This is a genomic window from Ensifer sp. NPDC090286 (genome assembly GCF_044769565.1).
Taxonomy (GTDB): Bacteria; Pseudomonadota; Alphaproteobacteria; order Rhizobiales; family Rhizobiaceae; genus Ensifer.
Map to the genome: position 1 here is coordinate 386,989 of NZ_JBIVYF010000006.1, position 18,557 is coordinate 405,545.

The following is an 18,557-nucleotide window of genomic DNA, read 5'->3' on the forward strand; positions in this document are numbered from 1 at the left end:
GAAAGATCGCCGATGCAGGACCTCCTGTTGCTTGCCCAAGACCCCGCCGCCTGGGTCGCCCTCATCACCCTCGTCGTCATGGAGGTGGTTCTCGGCATCGACAACCTGATCTTCATCTCGATCCTCACCAACAAGCTTCCGCCCGAACACCGGGAAAAGGCCCGCCGCATCGGCATCGGCCTTGCGCTCGTCATGCGCCTGGCGCTGCTTGGGACCGTCGCCTGGATCGTCAAGCTGACGACGCCTGTGTTCGAGGCCTTCGGCCACGGCTTCTCCTGGAAGGACATGATCCTGATCGCCGGCGGCCTGTTCCTCGTCTGGAAGGCGACCAAGGAAATCCATCACAATGTCGATCCGGCCGATCATGGCGAGGATTTCATCGCCTCTTCGGCGGCGATCAACAGCTTCGGCGCCGCGATCGCCCAGATCCTTCTGCTCGACCTCGTCTTCTCCGTCGACAGCATCATCACCGCTGTCGGCATGACCCCGCACCTGCCGATCATGGTCATCGCCGTGGTTGCCGCCGTTACGGTCATGCTCGTTGCCGCCAACCCGCTTGCCAACTTCATCGAGAAGAACCCGACGATCGTCATGCTGGCGCTCGCCTTCCTCCTGATGATCGGCACGACGCTGATCGCCGAAGGCATGGGCCTGCATGTACCGAAGGGCTACATCTACGCCGCCATGGCCTTCTCGGCGCTGGTCGAAATCCTCAACATGGTGGCGCGCAATGCGCGCCTGAGGAAGGCCGGAAAGCTCGACTGACGAGCCGGCTGAAAAACAATCCCGTCATGAGAAAGGCCCGCATCCAAGATGCGGGCCTTCTGCTTGCGGGAGTTCTGGAAGACGCGGAGCCCGAAACCGGCCGTCAACCGCGAGCCATAGGCGGCAAGACAAACGGGGTCGTTTCCCCTTGCCGTCGAGCCTGCCGGGCCGGTCTCCACGCCTTCTGGTTGGACAACGCATCTCTTCAGGAAACGTTCCGATCCGGTTTCAACCCGTCAAACATCCAGACGATGGCCGACCTCGACCAGGATGTTGCCAGGGATCGTTGCGTAGAAGACGTAGGCGCCGTGCCGGTCGGCAGGCGGGATCACTTGGACACCGGCTTCGCGCACCCGCTGATAGACGTCGTCGACCTCGGCCCGCACCGGCAGCAGAAAGCCGATGTGGTAGGTCTGGGCCCCGAGGCTGGCCTGGTCGCCGCCGCCGAGCGCGGTGATGGGCGGGCTGACGACAAGCACCAGGCCGGAACCGTCCGTCAGGCGATAGAAGGCATCCTTGCCGCGTTTTTCGACCAGCGTCAGGCCGAAATGATCGATGAGGAAGGACGCCGTTTCGGCAACGACAGGGCTATGGAGGTCGATATGGTTCAGTCGCATGTTACAGTCTCCGTGTTCGAGAAACGCGGCGGACTGCGTCGATTGCATACACCCCGCCGCGGACCGATGCGATTGCATCGGAACCACGTCGTGGGTTCGAACGGGACGTTCGAGCAGAGCTTCGTTTAGAAAACCGAAGGGACCGGGCTTACCTTATCCGGTCCTGCCTTTTTCGACGCCCCCTGCTTAGCGCAGAATGGCCAGGGACGGAAGACTGGGCGGCGATCAGTTCTTGCCGGCGCCGGGGTCGATATGCTGGAGTTCCTGCAGGTAGGCGTCGAGACGGTCGAACTTCTGCTCCCAGAAGCGGCGGTAGCCGTCGAGCCAGCTGTTGACGTCCTTCAGCGGAGCGGCTTCAAGCTTGCATGGTCGCCACTGCGCTTCGCGGCCGCGGCTGATCAGCCCGGCGCGCTCGAGAACCTTGAGATGCTTGGAGACTGCCGGCAGGCTCATTTCGAAGGGCTCCGCCAGCTCGCCGACCGAGGCCTCGCCAAGTGCGAGGCGGGCGAGAATGGCCCTTCGCGTTGGATCGGCCAGGGCTGAGAGCGTCGTCGACAAGCGATCTTCCGGCATTTTCTAAAAAACCTTTCAGTTAAATAACCTTTTGGTTCATTAACGCCCGCAGGCGGCAGTGTCAACAAAAACCGGCGTGATCGGGTTTCCGTTGACATGATCGGCGTTCTATGGTCTCACGCGAGCCTATTGGAATAGCCTGCCGATACCGTTGTTGCGGCACCCTTGCGGGCCTTTCCTTCCCATAAAATGCGCGCCCCCGGCGGCCGGTTTCTTCTCCGGCAAGGGGCGAAAAGCACGTCAGACGGGCAAAGACCATGGCAAATTCAGCAGTCCGGGTACGCATCGCACCCTCCCCCACCGGCGAGCCGCATGTCGGCACCGCCTACATCGCTCTGTTCAACTACCTCTTCGCAAAGAAGCACGGCGGCGAATTCATCCTGCGCATCGAAGACACCGATGCCACCCGCTCGACGCCGGAGTTCGAACAGAAGGTGCTGGACGCGCTGAAATGGTGCGGGCTCGAATGGTCGGAAGGTCCCGATGTCGGCGGTCCCTATGGTCCCTACCGCCAGAGCGACCGCAAGGACATGTACCGCCCCTACGTCGAAAAGATCGTCGAGAACGGTCACGGCTTCCGTTGCTTCTGCACGCCCGAGCGGCTCGAGCAGATGCGAGAGAGCCAGCGCGCCGCCGGCAAGCCGTCGAAGTATGACGGCCTGTGTCTTCACCTGTCCGCCGAGGAAGTGACGTCGCGCGTTGCCGCCGGCGAGCCTCATGTCGTGCGCATGAAGATCCCGACCGAGGGCTCGTGCAAGTTTACCGACGGCGTCTATGGCGACGTGGAAATTCCGTGGGATGCCGTCGACATGCAGGTCCTGCTCAAGGCCGACGGCATGCCGACCTACCACATGGCCAACGTCGTCGACGACCACCTGATGAAGATCACCCACGTCGCCCGTGGCGAGGAGTGGCTGGCCTCCGTGCCGAAGCACATCCTGATCTACCGCTATCTCGGCCTCGAACCGCCGGTCTTCATGCACCTGTCGCTGATGCGCAATGCCGACAAGTCGAAGCTGTCGAAGCGCAAGAACCCGACGTCGATCTCCTATTACTCCGCTCTTGGCTACCTGCCGGAAGCGCTGATGAACTTCCTCGGCCTGTTCTTCATCCAGATCGCCGAAGGCGAGGAGCTGCTGACGATCGAGGAACTGGCTGCAAAGTTCGACTCGGAGAACCTCTCCAAGGCCGGCGCGATCTTCGACATCCAGAAGCTCGACTGGCTGAACGCCCGCTGGATCCGCGAGAAGCTTTCGGAAGAAGAATTCGCCGCCCGCGTCCTTGCCTGGGCCATGGAAAACGACCGCCTGAAACAGGGCCTGAAGCTCAGCCAGTCGCGCATTTCCAAGCTCGGCGAACTGCCCGATCTCGCAGGCTTCCTTCTGAAGTCGGACCTTGGCCTCAAGCCCGAAGCCTTCGCCGGCGTCAAGTCGACGCCGGAAGAGCTGCTCGAGATCCTCAACACCGTTCAGCCGGACCTTGAAAAGATCCTCGAATGGAACAAGGAATCGATCGAGGCCGAACTGCGTGCGATCGCCGAGCGCATGGGCAAGAAGCTGAAGGTGATCCTGGCGCCGCTCTTCGTGTCCGTGTCCGGCTCGCAGCGCTCGCTGCCGCTGTTCGACAGCATGGAAATCCTCGGCCGCGCCGTGGTCCGCCAACGCCTCAAGGTCGCGTCCCAGGTGGTCGCCTCCATGGTCGGCAGCGGAAAGTAAGGAGAGCACGATGAACGACAAGACCGAGACCACTGGCCTCTCCTCCGACGCCACGGAAGTGCGCGCACAGAAGCTGAAGCTCTTGCGCGAGCAGATCGGCGACGTCTATCCGGCGCATTTCCACCGGACGATGAGCAATGCCGAGCTGACCGCCAAGTACGAGAGCCTGGAGCCGGATACCGAGACGCAGGATGTCGTGACCGTCGCCGGCCGCGTCTACTCCTCGCGCAACTCCGGCATGTTCATGGACATCCATGACGCGTCGGGCAAGATCCAGATCTTCAGCCACAAGGACGTGACGAGCGAGGAAGCCCGCGGACTGCTGCCGATGATCGACATCGGCGACATCATCGGCGTGACCGGCGTCGTGCGCCGCACCAAGCGTGGCGAGCTGACGATCAACGCGCAGGCGATCACCATGCTGACGAAGTCGCTGCTGCCGATGCCCGAGAAGTGGCACGGCCTCTCCGACATCGAGATCCGCTACCGCAAGCGCCACCTCGACATCATGACCAACGAGGAATCGAAGCTGCGCTTCCAGCAGCGCAGCAAGATCGTCTCGGGCATCCGTCGCTTCATGGAAAACGACGGCTTCATGGAAGTCGAGACGCCGATGCTGCACTCGGTCTACGGCGGCGCCACCGCCGAGCCGTTCAAGACGCATCACAACACGCTGAAGCTCGACATGTTCCTGCGCATCGCGCCGGAACTGTACCTGAAGCGCACGCTGGTTTCGGGTCTGACCGACAAGGTCTTCGAGATCAACCGCAACTTCCGCAACGAAGGCGTCTCCACCCGGCACAATCCGGAATTCACCATGATGGAGTGCTACTGGGCCTATGCCGACTACGAGGACATCATGGACCTCGTCGAGCGGCTGTTCGGTGAGCTTGCGATGGCGATCCACGGCTCGACCGAGTTTGCCTATGGCGACAAGGAAATCTCCTTCAAGGGTCCGTTCCGTCGCGTGCCGATGCCCGACGCCGTCAAGGAAGCGACCGGTATCGACTTCCTGGCGATGAAGACCGACGAGGAAGCCCGCGCTGCCGCCAAGGCTGCCGGCTTCGAGGTCGAGAAGGACTGGACCTGGGGCGAATGCCTCGCCTTCATCTTCGAAGAGAAGGTCGAAGGCACGCTGATCCAGCCCGCCCACGTCACGCATTTCCCGAAGGACATCTCGCCCTTCGCCAAGGAAGTGCCGGGCGAGCCGCGCCTCGTCGAGCGTTTCGAGACCTATTGCAACGCCTGGGAACTGGGCAACGCCTTCTCCGAACTGAACGATCCGGAAGAGCAGCGCGCCCGCATGGTCGAGCAGCTGGAGCAGGCGCATGCGCGCGGCGAAAAGGCCAAGCAGCTCGACGACGAGTTCCTTGACGCGATCGACCAGGGCATGCCGCCAGCCGGCGGCCTCGGCATCGGCGTCGACCGCCTGATCATGCTTTTGACCAACGCACCGTCGATCCGCGACGTCATCCTCTTCCCGGCCCGCCGGCAGAAGGCTGACTGATCAAGGTCGCATCGCCACGAACACGAAGGCCCGCCGCTCACGCGCCGGGCCTTTTTCAGTTTCAGAAGATCGGATAGCCGAACGTGACCCGGGCCTAGTGGCCCGCGGGCGCCTCGGCGGTCTCGGCCGGCTTGGCCTCGTGTTCGCCGGCGCCGCCTTCGGCGGTCGCGCCATCGGCCGGTGCGGCCGAAGGATCGATGCATGGCGAATGGTCGTCCATGGCTGCCATCATCGTGCGGATGTCATCCATCGAAAGGTCGACGGTCTTGCCATGGAAGACGCCGACAGAATTGGCCGTGCCGTCATTGTAGAATGCTCGAAACGTCTCGCTCATGCCCGGAACGCTCTGCGGACCGGGGGCGAAGAGTACCTCCGCGCCGATCGCGGCGCCGCGCACATCGGCCCGGTTTTCAGGACCGGCGGAATCGAGCACGACGACCTGATAGAGATCTGCCCGCTCAGCCTTCGCCAGGGCGCCGACGACGCGCAACGCCGTGCGCATGCGCGCCTGGCCGTCGGCGCGGTCGGTCTTGACGTGCATCCGGATCCAGCGTTGGCCGTTGTGGCTGAGCTTCAGCGTGCGAATGGTCGTGCATTCGAGGCCCGACACCTTCGGTTTGGAAAGTTCCGCCATCAGCGCGTCGCGGCTGACATAGACGGCAGCGCCGCCCGAAGCGGCGGAAACGCCGAAGGCCGCCGTGAGAATGACGAGCAGTCTCTTTGATGGCCTGATCTTGCCGAGGATAGCCTTCACGAGGGTGGACTCCGCCGTCATATCCAGAAATTGCAAAAAGCCCGGAACGGGCAGCACAACATTAGGCGCGCGACCTTTCGGAAAGTTTAAATTGCGGTAGCGATCTGACGGCAACCCGCAGGAGACCGGCGGCAGGAGATCAACAAAAAGGGAGGCAGGCGATTGCGCGCCCGCCTCCCTCTCAAAGCTCTACGTCGATCAGTCCACGGCGATATCGATGCGGTCGCGGCACTCTCGGTAAGGCGAAAAATGAACCTTGCCCGAGGCGTCGACCCATCGGCGGTTTTCGACGCAATAGGCACCCGACTTCGTCAGGATGACCTTGGGGCGCCGCCGGTTGTAGCTGTCGTTGGAATGGGTGAAGGAACCGATGCCGGCATACCAGTCGCTGCTGTCGGAAGAACCGTTGCCGCCACCACCGCCGCCACGGCTTTTGCCGCCGGCGCTTTGAGCAAAGGCGGGAGCGGCAAACGACGTTGCTGCGGTGACGACGATCATGGAAACAAGAACCAGCCTATGCATGACATTACCTCCCGGTTGACTGGATGAGCCGTTCCCATCCACACGCGGAGCTTGCCATGCTCACCCGGTTGGCGATGTTCCCATGGAAACCGGCCAGGGCGCGGCTGGTCGCCCGCCAAAGCCTCCGGGAGGGTGATTGACATTCGTGGCCATCTTGCCTCCATTGCGAGCCGTCAAACACAAGAACAAGAAAAGAAGAACGAGAATGCATAAAGTTATCTTTGATACGGATCCGGGCATCGACGATGCAATGGCGCTGCTCTTCCTGCACCGTCACCCGGCCATCGACCTGATCGGCATCACCACCGTTTTCGGCAATGCCTCGGTCGAAACCACGACGCGCAACGCGCTGTTCCTGAAGCGTGAGTGGGGCATCGGCGCGCCCGTGGCCAAGGGCCTCGACAAGACCTTCAATCCCGACCGCCCGCATGTCGGCTGGCCGACCTTCATCCACGGTGACGACGGCCTCGGCAATATCGACGTGCCCGAGACGATCGACCTGCCGGTCGACCCGCGCCCGGCGCACCGCTTCATCATCGACACCGTTCGCGCCCATCCCGGCGAAGTGACGCTGATCGCCGTTGGCCGCATGACCAACCTGGCGCTGGCGCTGCGCGAGGATCCCGAGTTCGCGGCGCTCGTGCGCGAAGTCGTCATCATGGGCGGCGCCTTCGACGTCAACGGCAACATCACGCCGGCTGCCGAAGCCAACATCCACGGCGACCCGGAAGCCGCCGACGTTGTCATGACCGCGCCCTGGCCGGTTACCGTCGTCGGTCTCGACGTCACCACCCAGACCGTGATGACCAAGGCGATGATCGCCGATGTCGCAGAACGCGGCGGCGACGCCGGCAAGCTGCTCGCCGACATCTCGAAGTTCTACGTCACCTTCTACGAGCAGCACGTGCCCGATGGCATGGTCGTGCACGATAGCTGCGCCTGCGCCTATGTCGTGGCGCCTGACCTGTTCACCGTCAGAAGCGGCGCGATCCGCGTCGTCTGCGGGGGCATTGCCGATGGCCAGACGATCCAGAGCCCCGACACCAGGCTGTTCCCGCCGAGCCCCTGGGACGATCTGCCGAGCCAGAAGGCCTGCATCGACATCGATGCCGCCCGCACGCTGAAGCTGATCATCGACACTCTGGTTCTGCCGGGTTGAAGCTGAACGAGGCGCAGCAAATGTTGCGCCTCGAAAAACTTGAACAACACGGCTGGCGAATGTGCATTCGCCGGCTATCTTTCAGTCCATGAAACCGGACGCCCTGCTCTACCCCGCCCCCAAAGGCCTCTATTGCCCGATCGGTGACTTCTACATCGACCCGGTTCAACCGGTCGAAAGGGCACTGATCACCCATGGTCATTCCGACCATGCCCGCGCCGGCCATGGCCAGGTGCTCGCCACCCGCGAGACCCTGGACATCATGCGCATCCGCTACGGCGACGACTTCTGCGGTACGAGCCAGCCGATCGGCCTCGGTGAACCCCTTGTCGTCAACGGCGTCGAAGTGGGCTTCCATCCGGCCGGCCACGTGCTCGGCTCGGCGCAGATCTCCGTTCGCACAAACGGTATGCGCATCGTCGTGTCTGGCGATTACAAGCGACGGCGGGACCCAACCTGTGCCGGCTTCGAGCCGGTCGCCTGCGATGTCTTCATCACCGAAGCGACCTTCGGCCTGCCGGTCTTCCACCACCCGGACGACCGCGCGGAAACGCGCAAATTGCTGACGTCGCTCGCGCAATTCTCCGAGCGCACCCATGTGGTCGGCGCCTATGCGCTCGGCAAGGCGCAGCGGGTGATCGCGCTGCTGCGCGAAGAGGGGTATCACCAGCCGATCTTCATCCATGGCGCCCTACAACGGCTTTGCGACTACTATCAGAGCCAGGGCATCGACCTTGGCGACCTGCGCCCGGCAACGCTTGCAGCCGACGACAAGCAGGATTTCAGGGGCACGATCGTAATCGGCCCGCCCGCCGCCTTCGCCGATCGCTGGTCGCGGCGCTTCTCCGACCCGATTGCCAGCTTCGCTTCCGGCTGGATGTTGATCCGGCAAAGGGCGAAACAGCGCGGCGTCGAGCTGCCCCTGATCATCTCCGACCATTGCGATTGGGCCGAACTGACAGCGACGATTACCGAGATCGCACCGGCCGAAGTCTGGGTCACGCACGGGCGGGAGGAGGCACTGGTGCGCTGGTGCGAACTCAAGGGCATCGCCGCCCGTCCGCTGCATCTCGTCGGCTACGACGACGAGGGAGAGTGACGGATGCGCGCCTTCGCCGAACTGCTCGACCGTCTCGTCCTCAGCCCGCAGCGCAACGCCAAGATCCGCCTGCTTGTCGATTACTTCCGCACCGCGCCGGACCCGGATCGCGGCTATGCGCTTGCCGCGATCGCCGGCACGCTGTCGCTCAACACCGTCAAACCGGCAATGATCCGCGACCTCCTGCTCGAACGCATGGACGCGGTGCTTTTCCAGTATTCCTACGATTATGTCGGCGACCTTGCCGAAACGGTTTCGCTCGTCTGGGAGCCGCCTGCCGGCACCGTGGAGGCGGACATTCCGCTTGGCGAGGCCATCGAGCGCCTGCAAAGGACCGGACGCGCCGATGTGCGCGGCGTCGTTCGCGACATGCTCGACCGATTGGACACCTCGGCGCGCTTTGCCTTCCTCAAGCTGGTGACGGGCGGCCTTCGCATCGGTGTGTCGGCCAAGCTCGCCAAGCAGGCGCTCGCCGACATGGGCGGCCAGGACGTCGCCGAGATCGAGACCCTCTGGCACGGCCTGTCGCCGCCCTACCTGCCGCTCTTCCGCTGGCTTTCGGGAGAGGCGGAGAAGCCCGCTCTTTCGACGCCGGCCGTCTTCCATTCGGTCATGCTCGCCAACCCCGTCGGCGACGGCGACCTCGACGCGCTCGACCCCAAGGATTTTGCCGCCGAATGGAAGTGGGACGGCATCCGCGTTCAGCTTGCCAACATCGGCGGTGTGCGCCGGCTCTATTCCCGCAGCGGCGACGAGATTTCCGGCGCCTTTCCCGATGTGCTGGAAGCCGCCGACTTTACCGGCGTCATCGACGGCGAACTGCTGGTCGGCGGCACCGCGCGCACCAATCGTGCAACGCGCACCTTCGCCGACCTGCAGCAACGGCTGAACCGCAAGACGGTCAGCCACAAGCTCATCGAAACCTATCCCGCTTTCGTTCGCGCCTATGACATTCTCTTCTCAGGCGAAGAGGACGTTCGCCCGCTGGACTTCGCCGCAAGGAGAGCAATGCTCGCCGGCCTCATCGAGTGCGCCTCGCCGCAGCATTTCGACCTCTCGCCGCTAGTACCCTTCTCGTCCTGGGAAGAACTCGACCGGCTGCGCGCCGATCCGCCGGATCCCGTCATCGAAGGCATCATGCTGAAGCGGCTGGATTCGCCCTATACGCCGGGCCGCGCCAAAGGCCCGTGGTTCAAGTGGAAGCGCGCGCCCTTCAATATCGACGCGGTGCTGATGTATGCCCAGCGCGGCCACGGCAAGCGTTCGAGCTATTACTCCGACTACACCTTCGGCGTCTGGACCGACATCGAGGGCAAGGAAACGCTGGTGCCCGTCGGCAAGGCCTATTTCGGCTTCACCGATGCGGAACTCGAAATCCTCGACCGCTTCGTCCGGGACAACACGACCGAACGCTTCGGCCCGGTGCGGGCCGTGAGGGCGGAACCCGATTTCGGTTTCGTCGTCGAGGTCGCCTTCGAGGGCATCAACCGCTCGAGCCGACACAAGTCGGGCGTCGCCATGCGCTTCCCGCGCATCGCGCGCCTGAGACAGGACAAGCTGCCGCGCGACGCCGACCGGCTGGAGACGCTGCAGGCGATGATCGAAGCGCGGGAGAATACCTAGCTTCGCGGAACATCCGCCGCTGCCTTGCGTTGGCCAGGGCAACCAACCGAAAGGCCCAACCGAAAGGCAATGTGCCATGCCAGCCAAATCGAAAGCCCAGCAGCGTGCAGCCGGCGCTGCCCTTGCCGCCAAGCGCGGCGACGTCAAGAAATCCAGCCTCAAGGGCGCGTCGCGCGAAATGGAAAAATCCATGAGCGAAGGTGAACTCGAAGACCTCGCAGAAACCAAGCACAAGAAGCTGCCCGAGCGCAAAGGTGACTGAGACGCGAAGGAATAAAAGCGGCACCTAAAACAAGGTTTATTAAGACCCTTTTGGGATTATCCGGCTCAAGACATAGCCATTCGCGTGCCGCCGGGGTGTTTCGTGCCTGCCAGACATGCTTTCAACCTCGGAATGAAGAGGCTCTCCAGGGTTTTGACGCCGAGCTATCTTCCGGCGATCATCGCCGCCTTCGTGGTTCTGGTCGCCGGCATCCTTGCGGACAACCAGAACCAGGTGGTCGACGAGGCACGCCAGCGCGCACGCGTCGCCGAGGAACTCAACCCCATCCGCTCCAAGCTCGAGGCCAACGTCAATGGCAACATCCAGCTTGTCCGCGGGCTGATCGGCACCCTGGTCACCGAGCCGGCGATGGACCAGCAGCGTTTCGCCGCTCTGGCGCGCAGTGTCTTCACCGAGCGCTCGCAATTGCGCAGCATCGCCGCTGCGCCCAATCTGATCGTCTCACTCGTCTATCCGCTCGAACAAAATCGCCGCGCACTCGGCCTCGACTATCGCAAGAACGAGGCGCAGCGCGCCGCCGTCATGCGCGTAAAGGACACCGGCCAGATGGTGCTTGCCGGGCCTGTCGATCTCGTCCAGGGCGGCAAGGGCCTGATCGGCCGCTTCCCCGTGTCGATCGATGCGGGCGGCGGCAGCAACCGCTTCTGGGGCATCGTCTCGGCCATCATCGACGTGGACCGGCTCTATCGCGACAGCGGCCTTTCTTCCGATGAACTCGGCATCGACGTCGCCATTGCCGGTCGCGACGGCACGGGCGCGCAGGGTCCGGTCTTTTACGGCGACGCGAACATTTTCCGCGATGCACCGGTCGAAATGACCGTGCTTCTGCCCGGTGGCTCCTGGCATATCGCCGCCGTTCCGAAGGGCGGCTGGCCGACGACGGCTGGAGATGCCTGGCTCATTCGCGGCCTCATCGTCATCGGCGGCCTGATGATCATCCTGCCGATGGTGTTGACCGGGCGCCTCCTGACCGAGCGGCAAGGCAACATTCGTGCCCTCAGGCACAGCAAGGCGCAGCTCCAGGAGCTCTCCCATCGGCTGAAGATCGCGCTCGACTCCTCCCAGATCGGCATCTGGGAACTCGACGTCGCCAGCCGGAAGCTGCTCTGGGACGATCGGACCAAGGAGCTCTATGGACGCACGGCATCGTTGCGCCAGGCCTATGACGACTGGAAGGACACGCTGCACCCGGACGATCTCGACCGCGCCGAACGGGAATTTGCCGAGGCGCTGGAATCCGGGCTCGCCTACAATTCCGATTTCCGCGTCCGCCTGCCCGACGGCGGCACGCGCCACATCCGGGCCAACGGTTCCTTCTACATCGGCGCCGACGGCCACCGGAAGATCGTCGGGGTCAACTGGGACGTGACCGCCGATTTCGAGACCCGCGAAACGCTTTTCGAAGCCAAGCGCACGGCCGAGGCGCACAGCGTCGAGCTCGAAGCGGCGCGCCATCGCATGGAGTTCAACGCGCTGCACGATCCGCTGACCGGCCTGCCGAACCGCCGCTTCCTCGACCAGGTCCTGGCTGAGCGCGACCGGCATTTCGCGCGCGAGGCGAAGCTCAGCATCTTCCACATGGATCTCGACCGGTTCAAGCAGATCAACGATACGCTCGGCCACGCGGCCGGCGACGAGATCCTCAGGCATGCCGCCGAACTGCTGCGTGGCAATGCCGACGAAAAGGACTTCGTCGCCCGCATCGGCGGCGACGAATTCGTCCTCGTCCGCCAGGATGGCGGCATGGAGCCGGACGCCCGGCTGGCGTCGCGCATCATCGAGGCGATGAGCGTGCCCGTCCGCTACAAGGACCAGGAGTGTCGCATCGGCGTCAGCATTGGCATCGCCGCCCAGAGCCAGGTGAACGAAGAGCTGTCGCACGTGCTCGTCAATGCCGACATCGCGCTCTATGAGGCCAAGCGCCGCGGCCGCAACCGACACGAGATCTTCACCGGCGAACTGAAGACGGCCGTCTTCAAGACCAAACAGACCGCCGACGAGATCCTGCGCGGGCTCGAGCACAACGAGTTCATCGCGCATTTCCAGCCGCAGTTCTGTCCGCGCTCGCTGGACATCATCGGTGTCGAGGCGCTGGCGCGCTGGGATCATCCGACCAAGGGCCTACTTGGTCCGCACACGTTCCTGAAGACGGCCGAAGACATCAACGTCGTGGCCTCGATCGACCAGGCGATCCTGGAGCAGGCGCTGTTCCAGATCTACCGCTGGGAAGCGAGCGGCATTCATATCCCCAAGGTCTCGGTCAATCTGTCCTATGCGCGGCTTCACGACGAAAATCTGATCGAGCGCCTGGAGCAGCTGCAGATCCCGGCAGGCCGCCTGTCGTTCGAACTGTTGGAATCGATCTCCTTCGACGAGAGCGACATGACGGTTCTGTCGAACATCCGTCGGATCAAGGAACTCGGCATCGACATCGAGATCGACGATTTCGGCACCGGCTATGCATCCATCGTCAGCCTCTTGAAGCTGACGCCGCGGCGCTTGAAGATCGACCGCCAGCTCGTCCTGCCGATCCTGAAGTCGCCGGCCGAAAAGCGCCTGGTCGAGTCCATCATCGATATCGGCACCTCGCTCGGCATCGAGGTGATTGCCGAAGGCGTCGAGACCCTCGAACACGCTGCCATCCTGAAGGAACTCGGCTGCCACGGGCTGCAGGGTTATGCCTTTGCGCGGCCCATGAGCGCCAACGACCTTGCGACCTTCGCCTTCGAGCGCCGGTGGCTGGCAGCCTGAGATAGGCTTCGGCGCCTGTTAAAAACGCGGGTGCGTGCATTTTTCGCAGGCTTGAGGCTTGGCAGCCCTGCCGCGAATCGCCATAAAAACAATTGCCTGCCTCCGCTTCATGGGAATGGCGGCATCACCTGCGGCAGTCGCTGATGCGACCGCCCTTTCGGGCCTCTAGAGTGTCCCGCTTCAAGTGGAACCACTGAAAGCGGAAAAGATGCTCTAGAATCAAAATCCTGGTGCGTTTCCTGTGCATTCTTTCGGAAAGCACGGCGCTCGGGTGCCCGCTCTCCATGAACCCGAACGAAGGGAACGGTACGATCGAATACGCGGGAAAATTGCTTTCTGTCTTCATTCTCGCCCCATTTGCGGGAAGCCTCCTTGCAATCTTCTTTCCGCCCGATCAGCGCGGTGCGACGGCCTGGTTTGCAGGAGCGATCGCGCTCCTGTGTTTCCTCGTCGCCGCCGGTCTCTATCCCTTCGTCACCTCCGGCGGTGTCCTGCGCTACGACATCGCCTGGCTTCCGGAACTCGGCCTCAACTTCACGCTCCGGATGGACGGCTTCGCCTGGCTCTTCACGGTTCTGGTGACCGCGATCGGCGTGCTCGTGGTGCTTTACGCCCGCTACTACATGGCGGCGGAAGATCCGGTGCCACGCTTCCTGTCGCTGTTCCTCGCCTTCATGGGCTCGATGCTCGGCGTCGTGCTTTCAGGCAATCTCATCGTGCTCGCCGTCTTCTGGGAACTGACGAGCATCGTCTCCTTCCTATTGATCGGCTACTGGCACCACAATGCGCACGCCCGTGACGGCGCCCGCATGGCGCTGACGGTGACCGGCACCGGCGGCCTCTGCATGCTCGTCGGCCTGCTTCTGATGGGCCGCATCGTCGGCAGCTACGATCTCGACGTCGTGCTCGCCTCCGGCGACCTCATCCGCAACTCGCCGCTCTACATGCCGGTCTTGATCCTGGTGCTGCTCGGCGCGCTGACGAAGAGCGCGCAATTCCCGTTCCATTTCTGGCTGCCGCACGCCATGTCGGCGCCGACGCCGGTCTCGGCCTACCTGCACTCGGCAACCATGGTGAAGGCCGGCGTCTTCCTGCTGGCGCGCCTCTGGCCTGTGATGGCCGGCACCGAGGCCTGGTTCTGGATCGTCGGCCTCGCCGGTCTTTCGACGCTGCTGCTCGGCGCCTATTTCGCCATCTTCCAGCAGGACCTCAAAGGTCTGCTCGCCTATTCCACCATCAGCCATCTCGGCCTGATCACTGTCCTGCTCAGCCTCGGCAGCCCACTTGCCGCCGTCGCCGCGGTGTTCCACATCGTCAACCATGCGACCTTCAAGGCGTCGCTGTTCATGGCGGCCGGCATCATCGACCACGAGACCGGAACGCGCGACATGCGCAAGCTCGGAGGGCTGATCAGGTACATGCCTGGAACGGCGGTGCTCGCCATGGTCGCGAGCGCGGCCATGGCCGGCGTGCCGCTCTTGAACGGCTTCATCTCCAAGGAAATGTTCTTCGCCGAAGCGATCGAAACGCACCAGGCCAACATTCTCGACACGATGACGCCCTATGTCGCGACGCTCGCCGGCATGTTCGCGGTCACCTATTCGCTGCGCTTCATCCACAGCGTCTTCTTCGGCAAGACGCCGGAGGACCTGCCGAAGGTGCCGCACGAGCCGCCGCGCTGGATGCGCGTGCCGATCGAGTTCCTGGTGCTTGCCTGTCTCGTCGTCGGCATCATCCCGGCGATCACCATCGGCCCGTTCCTGCATACGGCGGTCGTCTCCATTCTCGGCGCCAACACGCCGTATTACAGCCTGTCGGTCTGGCACGGCTGGAACCTGCCGCTGATCATGAGCTTCGTGGCGCTTCTCGGCGGCATTGGCCTCTATTTCCTGATGCGCAACTATCTCGCCACCAGCGTCGAAGGGCCGCCGGTCTTCCGCCTGCTGCATGGCCAGCGCATCTTCGAGCGCGTGCTGGTAACGCTCTCCTGGAAATGGGCGCGCTTTCTCGAGCAACGCCTCGGCACGCGGCGGCTGCAGCCGCAGATGCGCTTCCTCGTCTTCATCGCGATCGCCGCCGGCGCGCTGCCACTGCTTCTCAATCATTTCGAGCTGCCGCCGCTTCTCGTGCGCAGCATCGATCCGGCCTTCGCCCTGCTCTGGGCGATCGGCATCGCCTGCGCCATCGGTGCTGCGATCCTGGCAAAGTTCCACCGGCTGGCAGCGCTCGTGCTGCTCGGCGGCGCCGGGCTCACCACCTGCCTGACCTTCGTCTGGCTTTCCGCGCCGGATCTGGCGGTAACCCAGCTTCTCGTCGAGATCGTCACCACGGTGCTGATCCTGCTCGGCTTGCGGTGGCTGCCGAAGCGCATCGAGGACACCGAGGAAACCGAACTGTTGTCGCTGAAGGTCCGCTTCCGGCGCCTGCGTGACTTCCTGCTGGCGGTCGTCGCCGGCGGCGGTGTGGCGCTGATCGCCTATACGATGATGACCCGGCCCATGCCCGACACGATCGCAAGCTACTTCCTCGAGCGCGCCTACAAGGAAGGCGGCGGCACCAATGTCGTCAACGTCATCCTCGTCGACTTCCGCGGCTTCGACACGCTCGGCGAGATCGCGGTGTTGGCGATCGTCGCGCTCACCGTCTTCGCCCTGCTGCTGCGCTTCCGCCCGCAGGCCGACAGCCTGGAGGCACCGGAACAGCAGCGCGTCCAGAACGCCTTCGACGACGATCATCCAGACCGCAACAAGGGTGACAGCGTCGCCGAATACCTGTTCGTGCCGTCGGTGATCATGCGCTGGATGTTCCCGGTCATCGGCATGCTCGCAGCCTACCTCTTCCTGCGCGGCCATGACCTGCCGGGCGGCGGCTTTGCTGCCGGCATCGCCATGTCGATCGGCTTCATCCTGCAATACATGTCCGGCGGAACCCGCTGGGTCGAGGAACGGTTGCGCATCCATCCGCTGCGCTGGATGAGCATCGGCCTTCTGGTGGCGGCCGCAACCGGTATAGGTTCCTGGTTCTTCGGCTATCCGTTCCTGACGTCCCATGCGCAATACGTGACGCTGCCGATCATCGGCAAGTTCCCGCTGGCGAGCGCCCTGTTCTTCGATCTCGGCGTGTTCTCGCTGGTGCTCGGCGCAACCGTGCTGATCCTGATCGCGCTTGCCCACCAATCGATCCGCGCGCCGCGTGCCCATGCGCGCGCCATGCGAAAGGAGGCCCGCTGATGGAGATCATTCTATCTGCCGCAATCGGCGTGCTGACGGCATCCGGCGTCTACCTGCTTTTACGTCCGCGCACCTATCAGGTGATCATCGGCCTCTCGCTGCTCTCCTACGCCGTCAACCTCTTCATCTTCGGCATGGGGCGCCTTCGGGTGAACGCGCCGCCGGTGCTGGAACCCGGTGGTGTCGGCGATCTCAGCCGTTTCACCGATCCGGTACCGCAGGCGCTCGTCCTGACGGCCATCGTCATCGGCTTTGCCATGACCGCGCTCTTCCTCGTCGTGCTGCTCGCCTCGCGCGGCTTCACCGGCACCGACCACGTCGACGGCAGGGAGCAGCGCCATGACTAACTGGATGCACCACCTGCTGATCCTGCCGATCCTGCTGCCGCTGATGGTCGGCGCCGCAATGATCCCGATCGACGAGCGCAACCGCTCGCTCAAGGGCGTGATGAGCTTCGTCTCGACGCTCGCGCTCTTCATCCTCTCGATCGTGCTGATGCGGATCGCCTCGATGGACGGAGCGCCCGCGGGCAATGGCGTCTATCAGCTCGGCAACTGGCCCGCCCCCTTCGGCATCGTGCTCGTTCTCGACCGTCTGTCGGCACTCATGCTGTGCCTGACGAGCGGACTGGCGCTGGCCGCCCAGGCCTATTCGATCGCTCGGTGGCACACCGCCGGCCATCACTTCCATTCGCTGTTCCAGTTGCTGATCGCCGGCCTCAACGGCTCGTTCCTGACCGGCGACCTCTTCAACCTCTTCGTCTTCTTCGAGATCATGCTGGCGGCCTCCTACGGGTTGCTGCTGCACGGCTCCGGGCCGCTGCGCGTCAAGGCCGGCCTGCACTATGTCGCGATCAACCTCGCCGCGTCCTCGCTCTTCCTGATCGGCGTCAGCCTGATCTACGGCGCGACCGGCACGCTCAACATGGCCGATCTCTCGATGAAGCTGGCAACGCTCTCGCCGGGCGATCGCCAGATGGTCGAGGTCGGCGCCGGCGTTCTCGGCGTCGCCTTCCTGGTGAAGGCCGGCATGTGGCCCTTGAGCTTCTGGCTGCCGACGGCCTATTCGGCCGCGACGCCTCCGGTCGCCGCCGTCTTTGCGATCCTCACCAAGGTCGGCATCTATGTCATTCTCAGGCTTTCCCTGCTGGTTTTCGGTGCGGGCGCCGGCGCGTCTGCCGGCTTCGGCCAGCCGGTCCTGCTTGCGGGCGGGTTGCTGACGATCGCCTTCGGCGCCATCGGCGTGCTCGCATCGCAAGCCATGGGGCGCCTCGCCGCCTATTCGGTGCTGGTCTCCTCCGGCACGCTGCTCGCCGCCATCGGCCTCGGCCATCCGAGCATGATCGCCGGTGCGCTCTTCTATCTCGTCAGCTCGACGCTGACGATCGCCGCCTTCTTCCTGCTGATCGAACTGGTCGAGCGCGGCCGTGACGCCGGCGCCGACGTTCTGGCGGTGACGATGGAAGCCTATGGCGACGCCGACGAGGACGAAGAGGAAGAAGAAGTCGGCGCCGCGATCCCGGGCACGATGGCGATCCTCGGCCTTTGCTTCTGCCTTTGCGCCCTCCTGCTTGCGGGCCTGCCGCCGCTCTCCGGCTTCGTCGCCAAGTTCGCCATCCTCGGCGGTCTCTTCGGCCTGTCGGGAGCGGAAGCCGCGCCGGCGATCTCCGCCGCCGACTGGACCTATGTCACGCTGCTGATCCTTTCCGGTCTCGCCGCAATGATCGCGATGAACCGCGTCGGCATCCGTACCTTCTGGGCCTCGATCGAAAACACCGTGCCACGCGTCGTCGTCATCGAGATCACCCCCGTCGTCGTGCTGCTCGCGGCCTGCATCTTCTTGAGCGTTCAGGCCGGGCCGGCCATGCGCTACATGCAGGCAACGGCGGATTCGCTGTTCGATCCCACGGGTTACACGGAACGGGTGCTCACGGCGCCCCGGGCGGGAGGGCAGTAGGCG

Annotated in this window: 15 protein-coding genes; 11 read left to right on the forward strand and 4 right to left on the reverse strand. The window is 63.8% G+C overall.

The genetic code is table 11. From position 1 onward, the window contains the following. The first annotated feature begins 12 nt into the window (after nucleotides 1-12). Entirely contained in the window at nucleotides 13-765 is a 753-nt protein-coding gene (locus tag ACIQUG_RS28625; protein ID WP_402325627.1) for a TerC family protein, read from the forward strand. Between the two features lie 236 nt (nucleotides 766-1,001). Here the strand turns inward: ACIQUG_RS28625 and ACIQUG_RS28630 are convergent, their stop codons facing one another. Together ACIQUG_RS28630 and ACIQUG_RS28635 are read right to left on the reverse strand one after the other, a co-directional pair. After that, nucleotides 1,002-1,382 carry a VOC family protein gene (locus ACIQUG_RS28630; protein ID WP_402325629.1) on the reverse strand — a complete coding sequence of 127 codons (381 nt, stop codon included), beginning with the start codon at nucleotides 1,380-1,382 and terminating at the stop codon, nucleotides 1,002-1,004. Nucleotides 1,383-1,607: 225 nt separating this feature from the next. Then, nucleotides 1,608-1,955 carry a helix-turn-helix transcriptional regulator gene (locus ACIQUG_RS28635; protein ID WP_043618487.1) on the reverse strand — a complete coding sequence of 116 codons (348 nt, stop codon included), beginning with the start codon at nucleotides 1,953-1,955 and terminating at the stop codon, nucleotides 1,608-1,610. Between the two features lie 257 nt (nucleotides 1,956-2,212). On the opposite strand from ACIQUG_RS28635, the gene gltX reads away from it, so the two are divergent. Together gltX and lysS are read left to right on the forward strand one after the other, a co-directional pair. Continuing rightward, entirely contained in the window at nucleotides 2,213-3,670 is a 1,458-nt protein-coding gene (gene gltX, locus ACIQUG_RS28640; protein ID WP_402325630.1) for a glutamate--tRNA ligase, read from the forward strand. Nucleotides 3,671-3,680: 10 nt separating this feature from the next. Further along, the gene (gene lysS, locus ACIQUG_RS28645) at nucleotides 3,681-5,177 is read left to right on the forward strand and encodes a lysine--tRNA ligase (RefSeq protein WP_113187302.1); all 1,497 of its coding nucleotides are present in this window, start codon (nucleotides 3,681-3,683) and stop codon (nucleotides 5,175-5,177) included. Nucleotides 5,178-5,271: 94 nt separating this feature from the next. On the opposite strand, the gene ACIQUG_RS28650 is transcribed toward lysS, so the two are convergent. Together ACIQUG_RS28650 and ACIQUG_RS28655 are read right to left on the reverse strand one after the other, a co-directional pair. Then, nucleotides 5,272-5,931: a hypothetical protein gene (locus tag ACIQUG_RS28650; protein ID WP_402325631.1), complete on the reverse strand. Its 660-nt coding sequence runs from the start codon at nucleotides 5,929-5,931 to the stop codon at nucleotides 5,272-5,274. Nucleotides 5,932-6,129: 198 nt separating this feature from the next. After that, on the reverse strand, nucleotides 6,130-6,453 hold the full coding sequence (locus ACIQUG_RS28655) for a hypothetical protein (RefSeq protein WP_402325632.1): 324 nt from the start codon (nucleotides 6,451-6,453) through the stop codon (nucleotides 6,130-6,132). 205 nt (nucleotides 6,454-6,658) lie between these two features. On the opposite strand from ACIQUG_RS28655, the gene ACIQUG_RS28660 reads away from it, so the two are divergent. The 8 genes from ACIQUG_RS28660 (at nucleotide 6,659) to ACIQUG_RS28695 (ending at nucleotide 18,554) form a co-directional block, all read left to right on the forward strand. After that, nucleotides 6,659-7,612, forward strand: coding sequence for a nucleoside hydrolase (locus ACIQUG_RS28660; RefSeq protein WP_402325633.1), 954 nt, complete (start codon nucleotides 6,659-6,661; stop codon nucleotides 7,610-7,612). 88 nt (nucleotides 7,613-7,700) lie between these two features. Next, complete coding sequence (locus ACIQUG_RS28665) at nucleotides 7,701-8,711, forward strand: ligase-associated DNA damage response exonuclease (protein ID WP_402325634.1); 1,011 nt, start codon at nucleotides 7,701-7,703, stop codon at nucleotides 8,709-8,711. A 3-nt stretch (nucleotides 8,712-8,714) separates the two neighbouring features. Then, the gene (locus ACIQUG_RS28670) at nucleotides 8,715-10,334 is read left to right on the forward strand and encodes a cisplatin damage response ATP-dependent DNA ligase (protein ID WP_402325635.1); all 1,620 of its coding nucleotides are present in this window, start codon (nucleotides 8,715-8,717) and stop codon (nucleotides 10,332-10,334) included. A gap of 76 nt (nucleotides 10,335-10,410) precedes the next feature. Beyond that, entirely contained in the window at nucleotides 10,411-10,596 is a 186-nt protein-coding gene (locus ACIQUG_RS28675; RefSeq protein WP_402325636.1) for a DUF3008 family protein, read from the forward strand. A gap of 132 nt (nucleotides 10,597-10,728) precedes the next feature. Further along, a complete protein-coding gene (locus ACIQUG_RS28680; protein WP_402325706.1) occupies nucleotides 10,729-13,368 on the forward strand; it encodes an EAL domain-containing protein in 2,640 nt (879 codons plus the stop codon). Nucleotides 13,369-13,652: 284 nt separating this feature from the next. Next, complete coding sequence (locus ACIQUG_RS28685) at nucleotides 13,653-16,598, forward strand: monovalent cation/H+ antiporter subunit A (protein WP_402325637.1); 2,946 nt, start codon at nucleotides 13,653-13,655, stop codon at nucleotides 16,596-16,598. Beyond that, nucleotides 16,598-16,945, forward strand: a complete 348-nt coding sequence (locus ACIQUG_RS28690) for a Na+/H+ antiporter subunit C (RefSeq protein ID WP_034787081.1) — start codon at nucleotides 16,598-16,600, stop codon at nucleotides 16,943-16,945. The genes ACIQUG_RS28685 and ACIQUG_RS28690 overlap by 1 nt, the downstream gene beginning before the upstream one ends. Then, complete coding sequence (locus tag ACIQUG_RS28695; protein WP_402325638.1) at nucleotides 16,938-18,554, forward strand: monovalent cation/H+ antiporter subunit D; 1,617 nt, start codon at nucleotides 16,938-16,940, stop codon at nucleotides 18,552-18,554. Before ACIQUG_RS28690 ends, ACIQUG_RS28695 begins: the two co-directional genes overlap by 8 nt. Nucleotides 18,555-18,557 lie beyond the last annotated feature (3 nt).

What these genes read in the sequence shown, in the direction of transcription:
- ACIQUG_RS28625 (WP_402325627.1), top strand. Translation starts at nt 13, where the DNA reads ATGCAGGACCTCCTGTTGCTTGCCCAAGACCCCGCCGCCTGGGTCGCC.
- ACIQUG_RS28630 (WP_402325629.1), bottom strand. Translation starts at nt 1,382, where the DNA reads ATGCGACTGAACCATATCGACCTCCATAGCCCTGTCGTTGCCGAAACG.
- ACIQUG_RS28635 (WP_043618487.1), bottom strand. Translation starts at nt 1,955, where the DNA reads ATGCCGGAAGATCGCTTGTCGACGACGCTCTCAGCCCTGGCCGATCCA.
- gltX (WP_402325630.1), top strand. Translation starts at nt 2,213, where the DNA reads ATGGCAAATTCAGCAGTCCGGGTACGCATCGCACCCTCCCCCACCGGC.
- lysS (WP_113187302.1), top strand. Translation starts at nt 3,681, where the DNA reads ATGAACGACAAGACCGAGACCACTGGCCTCTCCTCCGACGCCACGGAA.
- ACIQUG_RS28655 (WP_402325632.1), bottom strand. Translation starts at nt 6,453, where the DNA reads ATGCATAGGCTGGTTCTTGTTTCCATGATCGTCGTCACCGCAGCAACG.
- ACIQUG_RS28660 (WP_402325633.1), top strand. Translation starts at nt 6,659, where the DNA reads ATGCATAAAGTTATCTTTGATACGGATCCGGGCATCGACGATGCAATG.
- ACIQUG_RS28665 (WP_402325634.1), top strand. Translation starts at nt 7,701, where the DNA reads ATGAAACCGGACGCCCTGCTCTACCCCGCCCCCAAAGGCCTCTATTGC.
- ACIQUG_RS28670 (WP_402325635.1), top strand. Translation starts at nt 8,715, where the DNA reads ATGCGCGCCTTCGCCGAACTGCTCGACCGTCTCGTCCTCAGCCCGCAG.
- ACIQUG_RS28675 (WP_402325636.1), top strand. Translation starts at nt 10,411, where the DNA reads ATGCCAGCCAAATCGAAAGCCCAGCAGCGTGCAGCCGGCGCTGCCCTT.
- ACIQUG_RS28680 (WP_402325706.1), top strand. Translation starts at nt 10,729, where the DNA reads ATGAAGAGGCTCTCCAGGGTTTTGACGCCGAGCTATCTTCCGGCGATC.
- ACIQUG_RS28685 (WP_402325637.1), top strand. Translation starts at nt 13,653, where the DNA reads ATGAACCCGAACGAAGGGAACGGTACGATCGAATACGCGGGAAAATTG.
- ACIQUG_RS28690 (WP_034787081.1), top strand. Translation starts at nt 16,598, where the DNA reads ATGGAGATCATTCTATCTGCCGCAATCGGCGTGCTGACGGCATCCGGC.
- ACIQUG_RS28695 (WP_402325638.1), top strand. Translation starts at nt 16,938, where the DNA reads ATGACTAACTGGATGCACCACCTGCTGATCCTGCCGATCCTGCTGCCG.